This window comes from Streptomyces odontomachicola (genome assembly GCF_039605595.1).
Taxonomy (GTDB): domain Bacteria; phylum Actinomycetota; class Actinomycetes; order Streptomycetales; family Streptomycetaceae; genus Streptomyces.
The window spans coordinates 100,667-115,474 of record NZ_JBCFOK010000003.1 but is presented as its reverse complement, the minus strand read 5'-3'; the positions used below and the strand labels follow the sequence as shown (position 1 = coordinate 115,474).

The following is a 14,808-nucleotide window of genomic DNA, read 5'->3' as shown; positions in this document are numbered from 1 at the left end:
GGACTTCGCGTGAAGCAGGTAGTGCAGAACTACAAGAGCGGCGAACTGGCGCTGCTCGACGTGCCGGTGCCGGGGTGCAAGCCGGAGGGTGTGCTGGTCAGGAGCGCGTACTCGCTGATCTCCACGGGCACCGAGCTGATGAAGGTGTCCGAGGCGGGCATGTCGATGGTGGGCAAGGCCCGTTCGCGGCCCGACCAGGTCGCCAAGGTCATGCAGAGCGTGGCCACCAACGGGGTGCCCGCCACCTACCGCAAGGTGATGGGCAAGCTCGACTCCTACACGCCGCTGGGCTATTCGCTGTGCGGGGTGGTCGAGCAGGTCGGCGCCGGGATCGACGATGTGAAGGTCGGCGACCTGGTGGCCTGCGCGGGCAACGAGCACGCGCTGCACGCCGAGCTCAACTGGGTGCCGAAGAACCTCTACGCCCCGGTGCCCGAGGGTCTCGCGCCGCGGCACGCCGCCTTCGGCACCGTCGGCTCGATCGCGATGCAGGGCGTGCGCCGCGGCGAGCCCCAGCTCGGCGAGGTGGCGCTGGTCATCGGCCTCGGCCTGATCGGGCAGCTCGTGGTGCAGCTCCTGACCGCCTCGGGCGTGCGCGTCGTGGGCGCCGACCCGGACCCGGCGCGCTGCGAACTGGCCGAGCGGCTGGGCGCGGTGGCCTGCGGCGACCCGGCGTCCGCCGCCGTGGAGTCGGCCGTCGCCGAGCTCACCGGCGGGCACGGCGTGGACCAGACGTACCTCTCGGCCGGCGGCGGCAGCAACCAGCCCGTCGAGCTGGCCGCCAAGCTCAGCCGGGACCGCGGCCGCGTCGTCGACATCGGCAAGTGCCGCCTCGACCTGCCCTGGAACGCCTACTACGAGAAGGAGCTGGACGTCCGCTTCTCCCGCTCCTACGGCCCGGGTCGCTACGACCCCGAGTACGAGCTGGAGGGGCGGGACTACCCCATCGGGTACGTGCGCTGGACCGAGCGCCGCAACCTCGCGTGCTTCCTGGACCTCGTGGCGCGCGGCCGCGTCGACGTGGAGCCTCTCATCTCGCACATCGCCGACTTCGAGAACGCGGTGGAGACCTACCAGAGCCTCAAGGACGGCGAACTCAAGGCCGTCGCCGTGCTGTTCAGGTATCCCGAGCAGGCCGGGGACGCCACCGAGGCCAAGGCCCCCGAGGTCGCCGTTCCCGCGGTGAAGCGGGGCGGCGGCGTGTCCGCTGCGCCCCGGTACGCCCGGAAGCCGGTGCGGGTGGCCTTCATCGGCGCGGGCAACTACGCGACCTCGATGCTCCTGCCGCACCTGGCGGAGCGCGACGGCGTCGACCTGTCCACGGTCGTGACCACCACGGCGCTGTCCGGCGTCAACGCCAAGCGGAAGTTCGGCTTCACCGAGGCGACCACCGACCTCGACGCGGTGCTCGGCGACACGTCGATCGACGCGGTGTTCGTGGTCACCCGGCACAGCTCGCACGCCGAACTCACCCAGCGGGCGCTGCTCGCGGGCAAGGCCGTGTTCGTGGAGAAGCCGCTGGCGCTCACCGAGGACGAGCTCTCCTGCGTGCTGGCCGCGGTGGAGGAGTCGGGCAACGACCGGCTCCAGGTGGGCTTCAACCGCCGCTTCGCCCCGCTGCTCCAGGAGGCCAGGAAGCGCTTCGGCGCGCGCACGGGGCCGGCCAGCCTCCGCTATCTCGTCAACGCGGGCCGCCTGGAGCACGGGAGCTGGTACCTCCAGCAGGGCACCGAGGGCTCGCGGTTCGCCGGCGAGGGCGGCCACTTCATCGACACCGCGAGCTGGCTCCTGGGGGCCGACCCGGTCTCGGTCTACACCGTGGCCGCGCCCGGCAACGAGGACCTCCAGGTCGTGCTGCGCTACCCCGACGGGTCCACCGCCACCATCAGCTATGTCACCACCGGTGCGCCCGGCTTCCCCAAGGAGACGCTGGACCTCGTCGCCGACGGCAAGGTGCTGCGGCTCGACGACTTCGTACGCGCCTCGGTGTACTCCGACGGCTCGGCCGGCCGCAAGCAGTGGGTCAGTTCGCGGCTGCCCAAGGCCAGGGACAAGGGCCAGAACGCCGAGCTGGCCGCGTTCATCAAGGCCGTGCGCAGCGGCGGTCCTATGCCCGTGCCGCTGGAGTCGCTGGCTGCCACCACGGCGGCCACCCTGGCCGTGCAGTCGGGCCTGGCAAGCGGCGCGCCCGTGACCCTGGCGAGGGCGCAGTGAGCATGAGCGCGGGCTGGTACCTGCGGCGCCTCTCGCGCATGGCGCCGCGGGAGGCCGCGGGCCGGGCGGGCGACGCGGTGCGCAGGCGCCGGTGGCGTTCGGCGCGCCCCGAGTGCCCGCGGGTGACGGGCGCCCGCTTCACCGCCGTGCTGCCCGCAGGAACGCTCGGCGCGGTGCCGCCGGACGGGGCGAAACGTCTCCTCGCCGAGGCGGAACGGCTGATGGAGGGCCGCGCCGAGTTCTTCGGCGTGGAGCGCGCGGACCTGGTGGAGCCGGACTGGTGGTACGACCCGAAGACCGGGCGCCGTGCGCCCTGGGGCTACGCCTTCGACGTGCCGTACCGCGACGAGGAGCTGTCGGGGGACATCAAGCAGATCTGGGAGCCGTCCCGGCACCAGTACCTGACCGTGCTCGCCGCCGCCTACGCGGTCTCGGGCGACGAGCGGTACGCGGAGCGGGTGGCCGCGCACCTGCGCTCGTGGTGGGCGGCCAACCCGCCGCTGCGCGGGGTGCACTGGATCAGCGGCATCGAGCTGGGCATCCGGCTGCTGTCGTGGGTGTGGGTGCGCCGGCTGCTCGACGGCTGGGCGGGCGCGCCCGCGCTGTTCGAGGACAACCCCGTGGCGCTGCACCAGATCTGGCACCACCAGCGCTGGCTCGCCGCGTTCCCCAGCCGGGGGTCCTCGGCGAACAACCACGTGATCGCCGAGGCGGCCGGGCAGTGCGCCGCGGCCTGCGCCTTCGGCTGGTTCCCCGAGTCCGTACGGTGGCGGGAGGACGCCCTCGTCCTGCTGGACCGCCACCTGCGCGCCAACACCTTCCTCTCGGGGCTCAACCGCGAGCTGGCCACCGAGTACCACGGCCTGGTGCTGGAGCTCGGCCTGGCCGCGCTGGCCGAGGCGGACGCCGCCGGCGTGCCGGTCCCCGCGACCGTCCGGCTGGTGCTGCTGCGGATGACCGACGCGCTGGCCGCGATCGTGGACGAGCGGTTGCGTCCGCCGCGCCAGGGCGACGCGGACGACGGCCACGGGCTGGTCGTGGACGGCGCGGAGGACGCGGACGGCGCGGAAGGCGGCCGCTGGGCCTCGCTGCTGGCCACCGGGGACGCGGTGTTCGGCCGTCTCGCCTGGTGGCCGGAGGTGACCGGCACGGATGTACGCACTCCGCTGCTGGCCTCGCTCATCAAGCCCGCCTCGCCTGAGATGGCACGCCCCGCGAGCCGCCCCGCCCACTTCGCCGACGCGGGCATGACGCTCCTGCGCGGCCCGGGGAACGCGGACGGGACGGGCGAGATCTGGTGCCGCTGCGACGGCGGGCCGCACGGCTTCCTGTCCATCGCCGCGCACGCCCACGCGGACGCGCTCTCCGTCGAGGTACGGCACGACGGGGTCGATGTGCTGGCCGACCCGGGCACGTACTGCTACCACGGGCAGCCCGAGTGGCGGCGGTACTTCCGCTCGACCCTCGGCCACAACACCCTGGAGCTGGACGGCGCGGACCAGTCCGTCTCCGGCGGTCCCTTCCTGTGGACCCGGCACGCGCACAGCACCGTCCTGGTCGCCGACGCGTCCCGCGCGGACGCGCCCCGCTGGACCGCCGAGCACGACGGCTACCAGTCCGTACACCGCCGTACGGTCGAACTGGCCACCGCAGACCGTGAGTTGAGGATCACCGACGAGGTGCGCGGCGGTCCGCGGCGCGCCGTGCGCCTGGCCTTCCACCTCGGCCCGGCGGTCACGGCGGAACTGGCGGGAAATCGCGCGCGGCTCACCTGGACCCGTGACGGCGAGGACCGCTCCGCCGTGCTCGACCTGCCGGGCGAGCTGAGCTGGCGGGCGCACCGCGGCGAGACCGCTCCCCCGCTGGGCTGGTACTCCCCCGGCTTCGGGCGCAGGGAGCCCGCCACCACGCTGATCGGCACCGGATACGCCGACGTCGCGACGGGGTTCAGCACCGTGCTCAGGTTCCGCGGCTAGGAAGGACGTTGGGGATGAAGTGGCGGAACTGGGCGTTGCCGGCGGCCGCGCTGGCCCTGCTGGCGACCGGGTGCGTGAGCACGCCCGACGCGCCGGCGGAGTCGCGGCGGCCCTCCGCGTCCGTGTCGGGACCCGTGGCCCGCGTGTGCGCCAAGCCGGCCGCCGGACCCGCGAAGGCGCCTGCCGGCGCGGTGACGGTCGACCCCGCGAAGGCCGGCGACCTGGCGGCGAAGACCAAGGGCAGCCCCGCGCACACCACGTTCTGGCTGCGCCCCGGCAGGCACAGGCTCGACGCCGACCGCTTCGCGCAGGTCGTCCCCAAGGAGGGCGACCGCTATCTCGGCGCGCCCGGCGCCGTGCTCGACGGCGGCGGGCGGAACCAGTACGCGTTCAGCGGGCCCGCGCGCGATGTCACCCTCCGCTACCTGACCGTGCAGGGGTTCGTGGCGCCACAGGACGAGGGCGTGGTCAACCACGACTCGGCCGACGGCTGGGTGATCGAGCACTCGACGATCCAGAAGAACTCGGGCGCGGGGCTGATGGCCGGCACCGGCCAGAAGGTGCGCGCCAACTGCCTCCGCGACAACGGGCAGTACGGCATGAACGCCTACAAGGCCGGTGCGCCGCTGCGCGGCCTGGTGGTCGAGGGCAACGAGATCACCGGCAACAACACCGGCGACTGGGAGAAGAAGAAGCCGGGCTGCGGGTGCACGGGAGGGGTCAAGTTCTGGTCGGTCGACGGCGCCGACGTACGCGGGAACTGGGTGCACGACAACCGCGGGACCGGGCTGTGGGCGGACACCAACAACAACGACTTCCGCATCGAGAGCAACGTGCTGGAGGCCAACGACGGTGCCGCGCTGATCTACGAGACCAGCTACAACGCGGTGATCAGGAAGAACACGATCCGGCGCAACAACTGGGTGGAGGGCCGCAGATACGCCGACCGCGGCGACCCCTTCCCGCTCGCGACCGTCTACCTCTCCGAGTCGGGCGGCGAGCCGCGGATCAGGGCCAGGACCCGCAAGATCGAGGTCTACCGCAACGTGCTGGAGAACAACTGGTCCGGGATCACCCTGTGGGAGAACGCCGACCGTTTCTGCAACAGCCCGGCCAACACCTCCTCGGGCGACTGCACCCTGCTGGTGAAGAAGACCGACCGCTGCACGAAGCGGACGATCACCAAGGCGCCGCTGTACGCCGACTGCCGGTGGAAGACCCAGCGCGTGGACATCCACGACAACCGCTTCGTGCTGGACACCTCCGTCGTGGACTGCACCGAGAAGTGCGACCGCATGGCGGTGCTGGCCAACTACGGCACCTACCCGGACTGGTCCCCGTACAAGGGCGAGCGGGTGGCCGAGGCGATCACCCGCAGGCAGCACAACCGCTGGCACGACAACACCTACCGCGGCCCGTGGAAGTTCGTCGCGCACGACCCGAGCAAGGTCCTCGACTTCACCCAGTGGCAGAGCGCGCCGTACGGGCAGGACGCGGGCAGCACCTTCCTGCCGCAGGACGGTGGTTGAGATGAGTGCGCACGCGCGGAACACCCAGGAGACGGCGGTCCCGGACACGGAGGGCCGGGTCGCGGAGGGCCCGGTCACGGAGGCGCCGGAGAAGGCGCCGAAGGGCGTCGGGATCGCCTGGGGGCTGCTGATCCTCAACACGCTCGGCTCGGCCGGCGCCGAGACGGTCATCCCGCTCCCCCGCTCCCTCATCCAGCTCGTCACCATGGGCGCGCTGGTCACCGCCTTCGCGCTGGCGCTGCTGGCCAACCTGCGGCTGCGCTTCCGCGCCAGCGCCTATCTGCTCCTGCTCACCCTGCTGCTGGTCCCGAGCCTGATCTCCAGCCTGCAACTGGAGTCCGGCTTCGGCGCGCTGTTCCGCTGCACCAGGTTCGCGCTCTTCGTCGGCACGCTGTGGCTGCTCAGCCGCTGGTGGGACGGCGGCACGGCGTTCGTGCGGCACCACATCCGGATGTACTTCGCCGTGCTCGGCTCCGTCGCCGCCGGCGCGGTCGTCTCGCCGGGCGCCGCCATGCCCGAGCTGTACGGAGGCCGGCTGGTCGGCGCGCTGTGGCCGCTCACGCCGCCGCAGATCGGGCAGTACTCCGCGGTGATCATCGGGCTCACCGTGCTGCTCCTGCTCGGCCGCCGTACGGACAGGGCGAGCGCGGCGTTCGTCATCGTGCCCTCGGCCGTCCTGCTCGCGCTCACCCACACCAGGACGGCCACGCTCGGCCTGATCGTGGGGCTGCTGCTGGCGATCGGCTCGCTGCTGCTGACCAGCGCCGCGGCGCGCCGGTTCTTCACCTGGACCGTGGTGTGCGCGGTGGTGGCGGCGGTGGGGTTCGCCTCGGCGCTGCAGACGTGGTTCCTGCGCGGGCAGAGCGAGGAGAACCTGACGAGCCTCACGGGGCGGGCCAAGGTGTGGGACGCGCTGCTGGCGGCGCCGCGCTCAACCGTGGAGTACCTGTTCGGCGTGGGCCTGGGCGACAAGTCCTTCGGCGGGCTGCCGATCGACAACAGCTGGCTGGCCGTCTACAACGAACAGGGCCTGACCGGCGTCGCGCTGGTGGCCGCGATCATCCTGGTGCTGGGCGGCGTCGCCCTGCTGCGGCCTCCGTCGTTGAACAGGGCCTGCGCGATCTTCCTGATCAGCTACTGCGCGATCGCCTCGTACACCGAGGCGGGCCTCGGCGACGCCTCGCCCTATCTGCTCCATCTGGCCCTGGCCGCCTCGCTGTTGGTGGCGCCCGCGGCCCCCGGTCTTGCGGAGCCCGGCCCAGCGGCGCCCGGCCTTCAGGAGCCCGGCCCCGCGGCGCCCGCGGCCCCGCGCCGGCATGTCCCGCTGCCCCATGTCCCGCGCTGGGCCAGGAACTCGGAGGTGACCTGAGCATGCACGTCCTCGTGGTGCACAACCGCTACGCCTCGGCGCAGCCGAGCGGCGAGAACAACGTCGTCGACCAGGAGGTGGCCCTGCTGCGCGGGGCCGGGCACCGGGTCGGGGTGTTCGAGCGGCGCAGCGACGACATCCACACGCGCTCGCTGCCCGGCAAGGCGGCCGTGCCGCTGCTGGTGCCGTGGAACCCGGGCGTGCGCAGGGAGTTGGCCGCGCGGCTCCGCGCCGAGCGCCCCGACGTCGTGCACGTCCACAACGTCTTCCCGCTGCTGTCGCCCGCGGTGCTGGCGGCCTGCGCCGACGCAGGTGTGCCCGCCGTGGCCACGCTGCACAACTACACCCAGATCTGCCCGCCCGGCACCCTGCAGCGGGACGGAAAGCCGTGCACCGAGTGCGTCGGGACCTCCGTGCCGCTGCCCGCCGTGCGGCACGGCTGCTACCGCAACTCGCGGCTGGCGACCGTGCCGCTCGCGGTCAGCGCGCGGGTCAACCGGCGGCGCTGGTGGACGGGTGTGGAGCGGTTCTTCTGCATCTCCGCCGCGCAGCGCGCCGAGCTGGTGCGGGGCGGCATGCCGGCCGAACGGCTCGTGGTGAAGCACAACTTCGTACCGGAGCCGGAGACGTGCCGCTCGGGCGAGGGCGAGCACGTGCTCTACCTCGGGCGCCTGGCGGAGGCCAAGGGCCTGCGGCTGCTCATGACCGCGTGGGACGCACTCGCCGCCGAGGGCGGCGTGGGCGTACCGCTCGTGATCGCCGGAGCGGGCCCGCTGGAGCGGGAGGTCTCGGCCTGGGCGGCGGGCCGCGAGGACGTGCGGTACGTCGGCCTCTACGACCCGGCGCAGTGCCGGGAGGCCATCGCGCGCTCGGTCGCGGTGGTGGCCCCCTCGACGTGGCTGGAGGCGTTCGGGCTGGTGGCCGTGGAGGCGATGGCGGCCGGGGTCCCGGCCGTCGCCGCAGGTCACGGCGCGTTCACCGAGCTCGTCGAGGACGGCGTGACGGGGCTGCTCCACCGCCCGGGCGACGCCGCCTCGCTGGCGTCCTGCGTACGCGGGATCGCGGCCGAACCGGGCCGCAACAAGGAGATGGGCCAGGCGGCACGGCTCAGGTACGAGCGGGGCTTCAGCCCGGCCGTCGGCCTGGAGCGCCTGGTGGAGGGGTACCGCACCGCGATCGCGGGTCGGTCGGCCGGCGGCGGAGGACCGTCGCCGGCAGGAAACGGGAACACAGGCCCGCGGCGGGGGGACCGCGCGGGCAGGGATGGGGAAAGATCATGACAGAGTGCCGACTCTGCGGCTCGGCGGCGATGGAGAGCGTCGTCGACCTGGGGGCGACCCCGCCGTGCGAGAGCTTTCTCGCCGAGGACGAGCTGGAGAAGCCCGAGCCCGGGTACGCGCTGCACCTGCGGGTGTGCACCGACTGCTGGCTCGCGCAGATCCCGCCGCTGATCACGCCGGAGGACACCTTCAGCGAGTACGCGTACTTCTCCTCCTTCTCGACCTCCTGGGTGGAGCACGCGCGCACGTACGTGGCCGAGGCGGCCGAGCGGGTGGGGCTCGGCGACGACTCCTTCGTGGTCGAGGTCGCCAGCAACGACGGCTACCTGCTCAAGCACGTCGTGGAGCGCGGCGTCCGCTGCCTGGGCATCGAGCCCTCGGTCAACGTCGGCGCGGCCGCGCGTGAGGCGGGCGTGCCCACGGTCACGGAGTTCCTGTCACCGGAGACCGGCGCGGCCGTCCGCGAGGAGCACGGCCCGGCCGACCTGGTCGCGGCCAACAACGTGTACGCGCACATCCCCGACGTGGTCGGCTTCACCAAGGGGCTGCGCGCCCTGGTCGCCGATGACGGCTGGGTCTCCATCGAGGTGCAGCACCTGCTGACCCTGATCGAGAAGAACCAGTACGACACGATCTACCACGAGCACTTCCAGTACTACACGGTCGCCTCCGCGATCCGTGCGCTGGCCAGCGGCGGACTCGCGCTGGTCGACGTCGAGCTGCTGCCCACGCACGGCGGATCGATCCGGCTGTGGGCCCGCCCGACGGAGGTGGCGGGCGAGCCGTCCCAGCAAGTCGCCGATGTGCTGGAGCGCGAGAAGGCCGCCGGGCTCCAGGAGCTGTCCGGCTACACGGAGTTCTCCGCGCGGGTGGCCAAGGTGCGCCGGGACCTCCTGAAGTTCCTCATCACAGCGGCCGAGCAGGGCAAGACGGTCGTCGGCTACGGCGCACCGGGCAAGGGCAACACCCTCCTCAACCACTGCGGCATCCGCACCGACCTGCTCGCCTACACGGTCGACCGGAACCCGTACAAGCACGGCAGGTTCACGCCCGGCACGCGCATCCCGATCCTGCCGCCCGAGCGGATCGCCGCCGACAAGCCGGACTACGTCCTCGTCCTCCCCTGGAACCTGCGGGACGAGCTCGTCGAGCAGCTCTCCTACGTGCACGAATGGGGCGGCCGACTGGTCTTCCCCATCCCGGAACTGAGCATTGTCGAGGGCGAGCCCCGAAAGGTCACAGCATGAAGGTCGTTCTGTTCTGCGGCGGCTACGGGATGCGGATGCGCAACGGAGGCGCCGACGAGGCGCCCAAGCCGATGGCGATGGTCGGCCCGCGCCCGCTGATCTGGCACGTCATGCGCTATTACGCGCACTTCGGGCACACCGAGTTCATCCTGTGCCTGGGGTACGGGGCACACCACATCAAGAACTTCTTCCTCAACTACGAGGAGACGACGTCCAACGACTTCGTGCTGCGCGGCGGGAGGACCGAGCTGCTCTCCACCGACATCTCGGACTGGACGATCACCTTCGCGCAGACCGGCATCGAGTCGCCGATCGGCGAGCGGCTGCGCCGGGTGCGGCACCACCTGGACGGCGACGAGATGTTCCTCGCCAACTACGCGGACGTGCTCACCGACGCACCGCTGCCCGAGATGATCGACAACTTCGCCCGGCGCGACGCGGGCGCCTCGATGATGGTCGTGCCGCCGCAGTCCTCCTTCCACTGCGTGGAGCTGGGCGACAACGGCACGGTGGGCGGCATCACCGCGGTGAGCGACATGCCGCTGTGGGAGAACGGCGGCTACTTCGTCCTGCGCCAGGAGGTCTTCGACCACATCCCGGAGAACGGTGACCTGGTCGCCGACGGCTGCGCCCAACTCGCCAAGCAGGGGCGGCTCGTGGCGCACCAGCACCGCGGCTTCTGGAAGCCGACCGACACCGTGAAGGAGAAGGCCGCGCTCGACGCCGCCTACGCGCGCGGCGACCGCCCGTGGGCCGTGTGGGAGCGGGACGACGCCGTGGCGGGCACCGGAGCGAGAGCGTGATCCGCCTCGGGGCCGGACCCCTCCAGCGGATCGTCGCCGTCGGCGCGCACTGCGACGACATCGCCATCGGCGCGGGCGGCACCCTCCTGACGCTGTGTCAGGCGCACCCGGGCCTCCGCGTCGACGCGCTGGTGCTCTCCGGCGGCGGCACCGAGCGCGAGCAGGAGGAACACGCCGCGCTCGCCGCCTTCTGCCCCGGCGCCGACCTGCGGCTGACCGTGCACAAGCTGCCGGACGGCCGGATGCCCGCGCACTGGGAGGAGGCCAAGGCCGCGGTCGAGGAGCTGCGCGCCGCGACCGAGCCCGACCTCGTGCTGGGCCCGCGCACCGAGGACGCGCACCAGGACCACCGCGGCCTGGCCAAGCTCCTGACCACCGCGTACCGCGACCACCTCGTGCTCGGCTACGAGATCGTCAAGTGGGACGGCGATCTCGGCCGCCCCACCGCGTACCAGCCGCTCGCGCCGGAGACCGCCGAGGAGAAGGTGCGGCTACTCCAGGAGCACTACGCCTCGCAGCGGCACCGGCCCTGGTACGACCGCGAGGCCTTCCTCGGGCTCGCCCGCATCCGCGGCATCGAATGCCACGCGCGCTACGCCGAGGCCTTCGCCGCCACCAAACTCACGCTCGCTCTGGGCACTTCCGACCAGCCGGGCGCTTCCGCCCAGCCGAGCACTTCCACACAGGGGGACTGAACCTTGCGCGTACTGCTGACCGGACATCAGGGCTACCTGGGCACCGTCATGGCCCCGGTGCTCGCCGCCGCCGGACACGAGGTCACCGGCCTCGACTCGGGCCTGTTCGCCGAGTGCCTGCTGGGCCCGCGCCCCGCCGGCCCTGCGGGGCACCGCGTGGACCTGCGTGACGTCACCGCCGAGCACGTCGCCGGGGTGGACGCCGTGATCCACCTCGGCGCGCTGTCCAACGACCCGCTGGGCGCGCTGGCGCCCGAGCTCACCTACGACATCAACCACCACGCCTCGGTGAAGCTGGCCAGGCTCGCGCGCGAGGCCGGGGTGCAGCGCTTCCTGTACGCCTCGACGTGCTCGGTCTACGGCGCTGCCGGCGGCGACGAGCTGGTGACCGAGGAGGCGCCGCTGCGCCCGGTGACCCCGTACGCGGAGTCCAAGGTGCGCGTGGAGGACGACCTGCACGCGCTGGCCGACGGCGAGTTCAGCCCCGTCTACATGCGCAACGCCACCGCGTTCGGCTACTCCCCCAGGCTGCGCGCCGACATCGTGCTGAACAACCTGGTGGGCCACGCGCTGCTGTCCGGCGAGGTGCTGGTGCTCTCCGACGGCACGCCGTGGCGCCCGCTGGTGCACGCCGAGGACATCGCGCGGGCCTTCACCGCCGCGCTGACCGCGCCGCGCGAGGCGGTGCACGACCGGGCGTTCAACATCGGCAGCGAGGTCAACAACGTCACGGTCGCCGAGATCGCCGAGGAGGTCGCCGGGGCTGTACCGGGCTCCAAGGTGAAGATCACCGGCGAGACCGGCGCCGACCCGCGCTCCTACCGGGTGGACTTCTCCCGCTTCCGCACCGCGATACCCGGCTTCGACTGCGAGTGGACCGTCAAGCAGGGCGCGGTCGAACTCGCCGACGCCTACCGGCAGCACGGCCTGACCCGCGAGGACTTCGAGCAGCGCTTCACGCGGCTCGCCGTGCTGCGCGGGGCGTCCGAGGCGGGCACCGTGGACGACACCCTGCGGTGGAGCCGGTGACCACGGCAGGCCTGCAGCCGCCGACCGGAGCCGGGGCCGCGACCCCGGCTCCGGCCTCGGCCTCGGTCTCGGCCGGTGACGCGATGTACGCGCTGGTGGAGCGGCTCTATCCGCTCTGCCGGAGCATCACGGGCGACGGCGTGCGCGCCACCTTGGACATCGTCGGCGAGTACATCCCGCTCACGGTGCACGAGGTGCCCACCGGGACGCAGGTGCTGGACTGGACGGTCCCGCAGGAGTGGAACATCCGCGACGCCTACATCGCCGACGCGTCCGGCAGGCGGGTCGTGGACTTCGCCGCGTCCAGCCTGCACGTGCTCGGCTACAGCGTCCCGGTGTCCGCGACCATGCCGCTCGCCGAACTGCGCGAGCACCTCTACACCCTGCCGGACCAGCCCAGTTGGGTCCCTTACCGCACCAGCTACTACGAGCCGAAGTGGGGATTCTGCCTGGCGCAGGACACCTTGGACGCGATGCCGGACGGCGAGTACGAGGTGCGCATCGACTCCACCCTGGAGGACGGCCATCTCACCTACGCCGAGCACGTGGTCCCCGGGCAGGTCGCCGACGAGGTGATCCTGTCCTGTCACGTGTGCCACCCGTCGCTGGCCAACGACAACCTCGCGGGCGTCGCGGTGGCGACGTACCTGGCACGCGCACTGGCCGAGCACGTCCCGTACTACACCTACCGGTTCATCTTCGCGCCCGGCACCATCGGCGCGATCACCTGGCTCGCCAGGAACCAGAACCGCATCGGCCACGTCAAGCACGGCCTCGTGCTGGCCTGCGCCGGGGACGCGGGCTCGCTCACGTACAAGCGCAGCAGGCGCGGCGACGCGGAGATCGACCGCGTGATGCGGCACGTGCTCGGCGCCTCCGAACGCCCGCACCGGATCACCGGGTTCACCCCGTACGGATACGACGAGCGGCAGTTCTGCTCCCCCGGGTTCGACCTGGGTGTGGGCTCGCTCAGCCGGACCCCGTACGCGGGGTACCCGGAGTACCACACCTCGGCGGACGACCTGGACTTCGTCTCCCCCGCGGCCATGGCGGACACCCTCGCCGTCTGCCGGGAGGCGTTCGCCGTGCTGGACCGCAACCGGCGGTACGTGAACCTCAGCCCGTACGGCGAACCGCAGTTGGGCCGGCGCGGGCTCTACGACTCGCTCGGCGGCCGCAGCGACGCGAAGCAGGCCCAGATGGCGATGCTCTGGGTGCTCAGCCTCTCCGACGGCGGGCACAGCCTGCTCGACGTGGCCGAGAAATCCGGGCTGCCCTTCGACGCCGTCACCGCCGCGGCGGAAGCCCTGCACGACGCCGGACTGATCAAGGGTTGACGCCGATGGACACCGAGGGGGAGAAGACGCGGACGACGACGGCCGACCCTGACGCCAGGCCGTCGGGCAGGCGCGCCGTCGCCGGGCGGCTGTCGTGGGGGCTGGCCGACCAGGCGGTCTGCAGCCTGAACAACTTCGCGGTCGGGATCTACGTGGCCCGCTCGCTGGGGGTGACCGCGTTCGGCGTGTTCAGCCTGGCCTGGGTGACGTACGGAGTGGTGCTCAACGTCTCCCGCGGGCTGGCCACCGACCCGCTCATGGTGCGCTTCAGCGGCGTGCCGGCGGCGAACTGGCGCGCCGCGGTGGCCCGTTCCTCGGGGACCGCGCTCGGCGTCGGTGCCGCGCTCGGCGCGGCGTGCCTGCTGGTCGGGCTGGGCCTCGGCGGGCGCGTGGGCCCCGCGTTCGTCTGCCTCGGCGTCGTCCTCCCGGCGCTGCTGCTCCAGGACGCCTGGCGGTTCGCGTTCTTCGCCGCGGGGTCCGGGCGGAAGGCGTTCGTGAACGACCTCGTGTGGGCCGTCGCGCTCGTCCCGGCCATGGTGGCGGCGGCGAGCGTGGGCAGCGTGCCCGCGTTCGTGCTCGCCTGGGGCGCGTCCGCCGCGGTGCCCGCGGTGTACGGCTGCCTCCAGTCCCGCATCAGGCCGCGGCTGACCGGGGCCCGCGACTGGCTCCGCGAGCAGCGCGACCTCGGCACCCGCTACCTGGTCGAGAACGTCAGCAACAGCGGCGCGAGCCAGCTGCGCGCCTACGGGCTCGGCGCGATCGTCGGGGTCGGCGCCGTGGGCGCGGTCCGGGGCGCCGAGCTGCTGCTCGGCCCGTTCATGGCGCTGCTCATGGGCCTGTCGCTGGTCACCGTCGCCGAGGCGGCGCGGGTGCTGCGGCAGGCACCGCACCGGCTCGGCGCCTTCTGCCTCCTGCTGGGCGGCGGGCAGGCGGTCGCCGCGCTGCTCTGGGGCACGGCGCTGCTCCTGATGCCGGACAGGCTCGGCGAGTTGGTGCTCGGCAGCGTGTGGCACTCCGCCTCGGCGCTCATCGTCCCGGTCACGCTCGGCGTCGCGGGCGCAGGGCTGGGCACCGGGGCGGCGGCCGGGCTGCGCGCGCTCGCCGCGGCCCGTCGCAGCGTGCGCTGCCAGCTCTTCGCCTCCGCCTGCTACGTGGGCGGCGGCCTCGGCGGCGCGGCGGCGGCCGGCACGCTCGGCTCGGCCTGGGGCGTCGCCGCGGCCACCACCTGCGCCTCGGCCGTGTGGTGGCTCCAGCTCCGCGCGGCCCTGCGAGAGCACCACCGCAACTCCTTGGCGTCCTCCCCCGACTGAAATAAGGGGATTCCCACAC

The 14,808-nt window shown here is 72.8% G+C and carries 11 protein-coding genes; all 11 read left to right on the top strand.

All coding sequences use genetic code 11. The features are described from left to right. Positions 1–9 precede the first annotated feature (9 nt). The 11 genes from ABEE00_RS05775 (at position 10) to ABEE00_RS05725 (ending at position 14,789) form a co-directional block, all read left to right on the top strand. Positions 10–2,214: a bi-domain-containing oxidoreductase gene (locus tag ABEE00_RS05775; protein ID WP_345744154.1), complete on the top strand. Its 2,205-nt coding sequence runs from the start codon at positions 10–12 to the stop codon at positions 2,212–2,214. Between the two features lie 2 nt (positions 2,215–2,216). Continuing rightward, a complete protein-coding gene (locus tag ABEE00_RS05770) occupies positions 2,217–4,190 on the top strand; it encodes an alginate lyase family protein (protein ID WP_345744153.1) in 1,974 nt (657 codons plus the stop codon). A gap of 8 nt (positions 4,191–4,198) precedes the next feature. After that, positions 4,199–5,719: a right-handed parallel beta-helix repeat-containing protein gene (locus ABEE00_RS05765; RefSeq protein ID WP_345744152.1), complete on the top strand. Its 1,521-nt coding sequence runs from the start codon at positions 4,199–4,201 to the stop codon at positions 5,717–5,719. A gap of 1 nt (position 5,720) precedes the next feature. Next, complete coding sequence (locus tag ABEE00_RS05760; RefSeq protein ID WP_345744151.1) at positions 5,721–7,088, top strand: O-antigen ligase domain-containing protein; 1,368 nt, start codon at positions 5,721–5,723, stop codon at positions 7,086–7,088. A 2-nt stretch (positions 7,089–7,090) separates the two neighbouring features. After that, positions 7,091–8,368 carry a glycosyltransferase gene (locus ABEE00_RS05755; RefSeq protein ID WP_345744150.1) on the top strand — a complete coding sequence of 426 codons (1,278 nt, stop codon included), beginning with the start codon at positions 7,091–7,093 and terminating at the stop codon, positions 8,366–8,368. Next, on the top strand, positions 8,365–9,615 hold the full coding sequence (locus ABEE00_RS05750; RefSeq protein ID WP_345744149.1) for a class I SAM-dependent methyltransferase: 1,251 nt from the start codon (positions 8,365–8,367) through the stop codon (positions 9,613–9,615). Before ABEE00_RS05755 ends, ABEE00_RS05750 begins: the two co-directional genes overlap by 4 nt. Continuing rightward, positions 9,612–10,418: a sugar phosphate nucleotidyltransferase gene (locus tag ABEE00_RS05745; RefSeq protein WP_345744148.1), complete on the top strand. Its 807-nt coding sequence runs from the start codon at positions 9,612–9,614 to the stop codon at positions 10,416–10,418. Before ABEE00_RS05750 ends, ABEE00_RS05745 begins: the two co-directional genes overlap by 4 nt. Then, positions 10,415–11,113, top strand: coding sequence for a PIG-L deacetylase family protein (locus tag ABEE00_RS05740; protein WP_345744147.1), 699 nt, complete (start codon positions 10,415–10,417; stop codon positions 11,111–11,113). Before ABEE00_RS05745 ends, ABEE00_RS05740 begins: the two co-directional genes overlap by 4 nt. Positions 11,114–11,116: 3 nt before the next feature. Next, complete coding sequence (locus ABEE00_RS05735; RefSeq protein WP_345744146.1) at positions 11,117–12,142, top strand: NAD-dependent epimerase/dehydratase family protein; 1,026 nt, start codon at positions 11,117–11,119, stop codon at positions 12,140–12,142. An 83-nt stretch (positions 12,143–12,225) separates the two neighbouring features. After that, entirely contained in the window at positions 12,226–13,479 is a 1,254-nt protein-coding gene (locus ABEE00_RS05730; RefSeq protein WP_345744521.1) for a DUF4910 domain-containing protein, read from the top strand. A gap of 5 nt (positions 13,480–13,484) precedes the next feature. Beyond that, on the top strand, positions 13,485–14,789 hold the full coding sequence (locus ABEE00_RS05725; RefSeq protein WP_345744145.1) for an MATE family efflux transporter: 1,305 nt from the start codon (positions 13,485–13,487) through the stop codon (positions 14,787–14,789). Positions 14,790–14,808 lie beyond the last annotated feature (19 nt).

Bases quoted from the DNA above. Each gene is read 5' to 3' on its own strand.
- ABEE00_RS05745 (WP_345744148.1), top strand. From the start codon at position 9,612: ATGAAGGTCGTTCTGTTCTGCGGCGGCTACGGGATGCGGATGCGCAAC.
- ABEE00_RS05725 (WP_345744145.1), top strand. From the start codon at position 13,485: ATGGACACCGAGGGGGAGAAGACGCGGACGACGACGGCCGACCCTGAC.
- ABEE00_RS05755 (WP_345744150.1), top strand. From the start codon at position 7,091: ATGCACGTCCTCGTGGTGCACAACCGCTACGCCTCGGCGCAGCCGAGC.
- ABEE00_RS05750 (WP_345744149.1), top strand. From the start codon at position 8,365: ATGACAGAGTGCCGACTCTGCGGCTCGGCGGCGATGGAGAGCGTCGTC.
- ABEE00_RS05730 (WP_345744521.1), top strand. From the start codon at position 12,226: ATGTACGCGCTGGTGGAGCGGCTCTATCCGCTCTGCCGGAGCATCACG.
- ABEE00_RS05770 (WP_345744153.1), top strand. From the start codon at position 2,217: ATGAGCGCGGGCTGGTACCTGCGGCGCCTCTCGCGCATGGCGCCGCGG.
- ABEE00_RS05760 (WP_345744151.1), top strand. From the start codon at position 5,721: ATGAGTGCGCACGCGCGGAACACCCAGGAGACGGCGGTCCCGGACACG.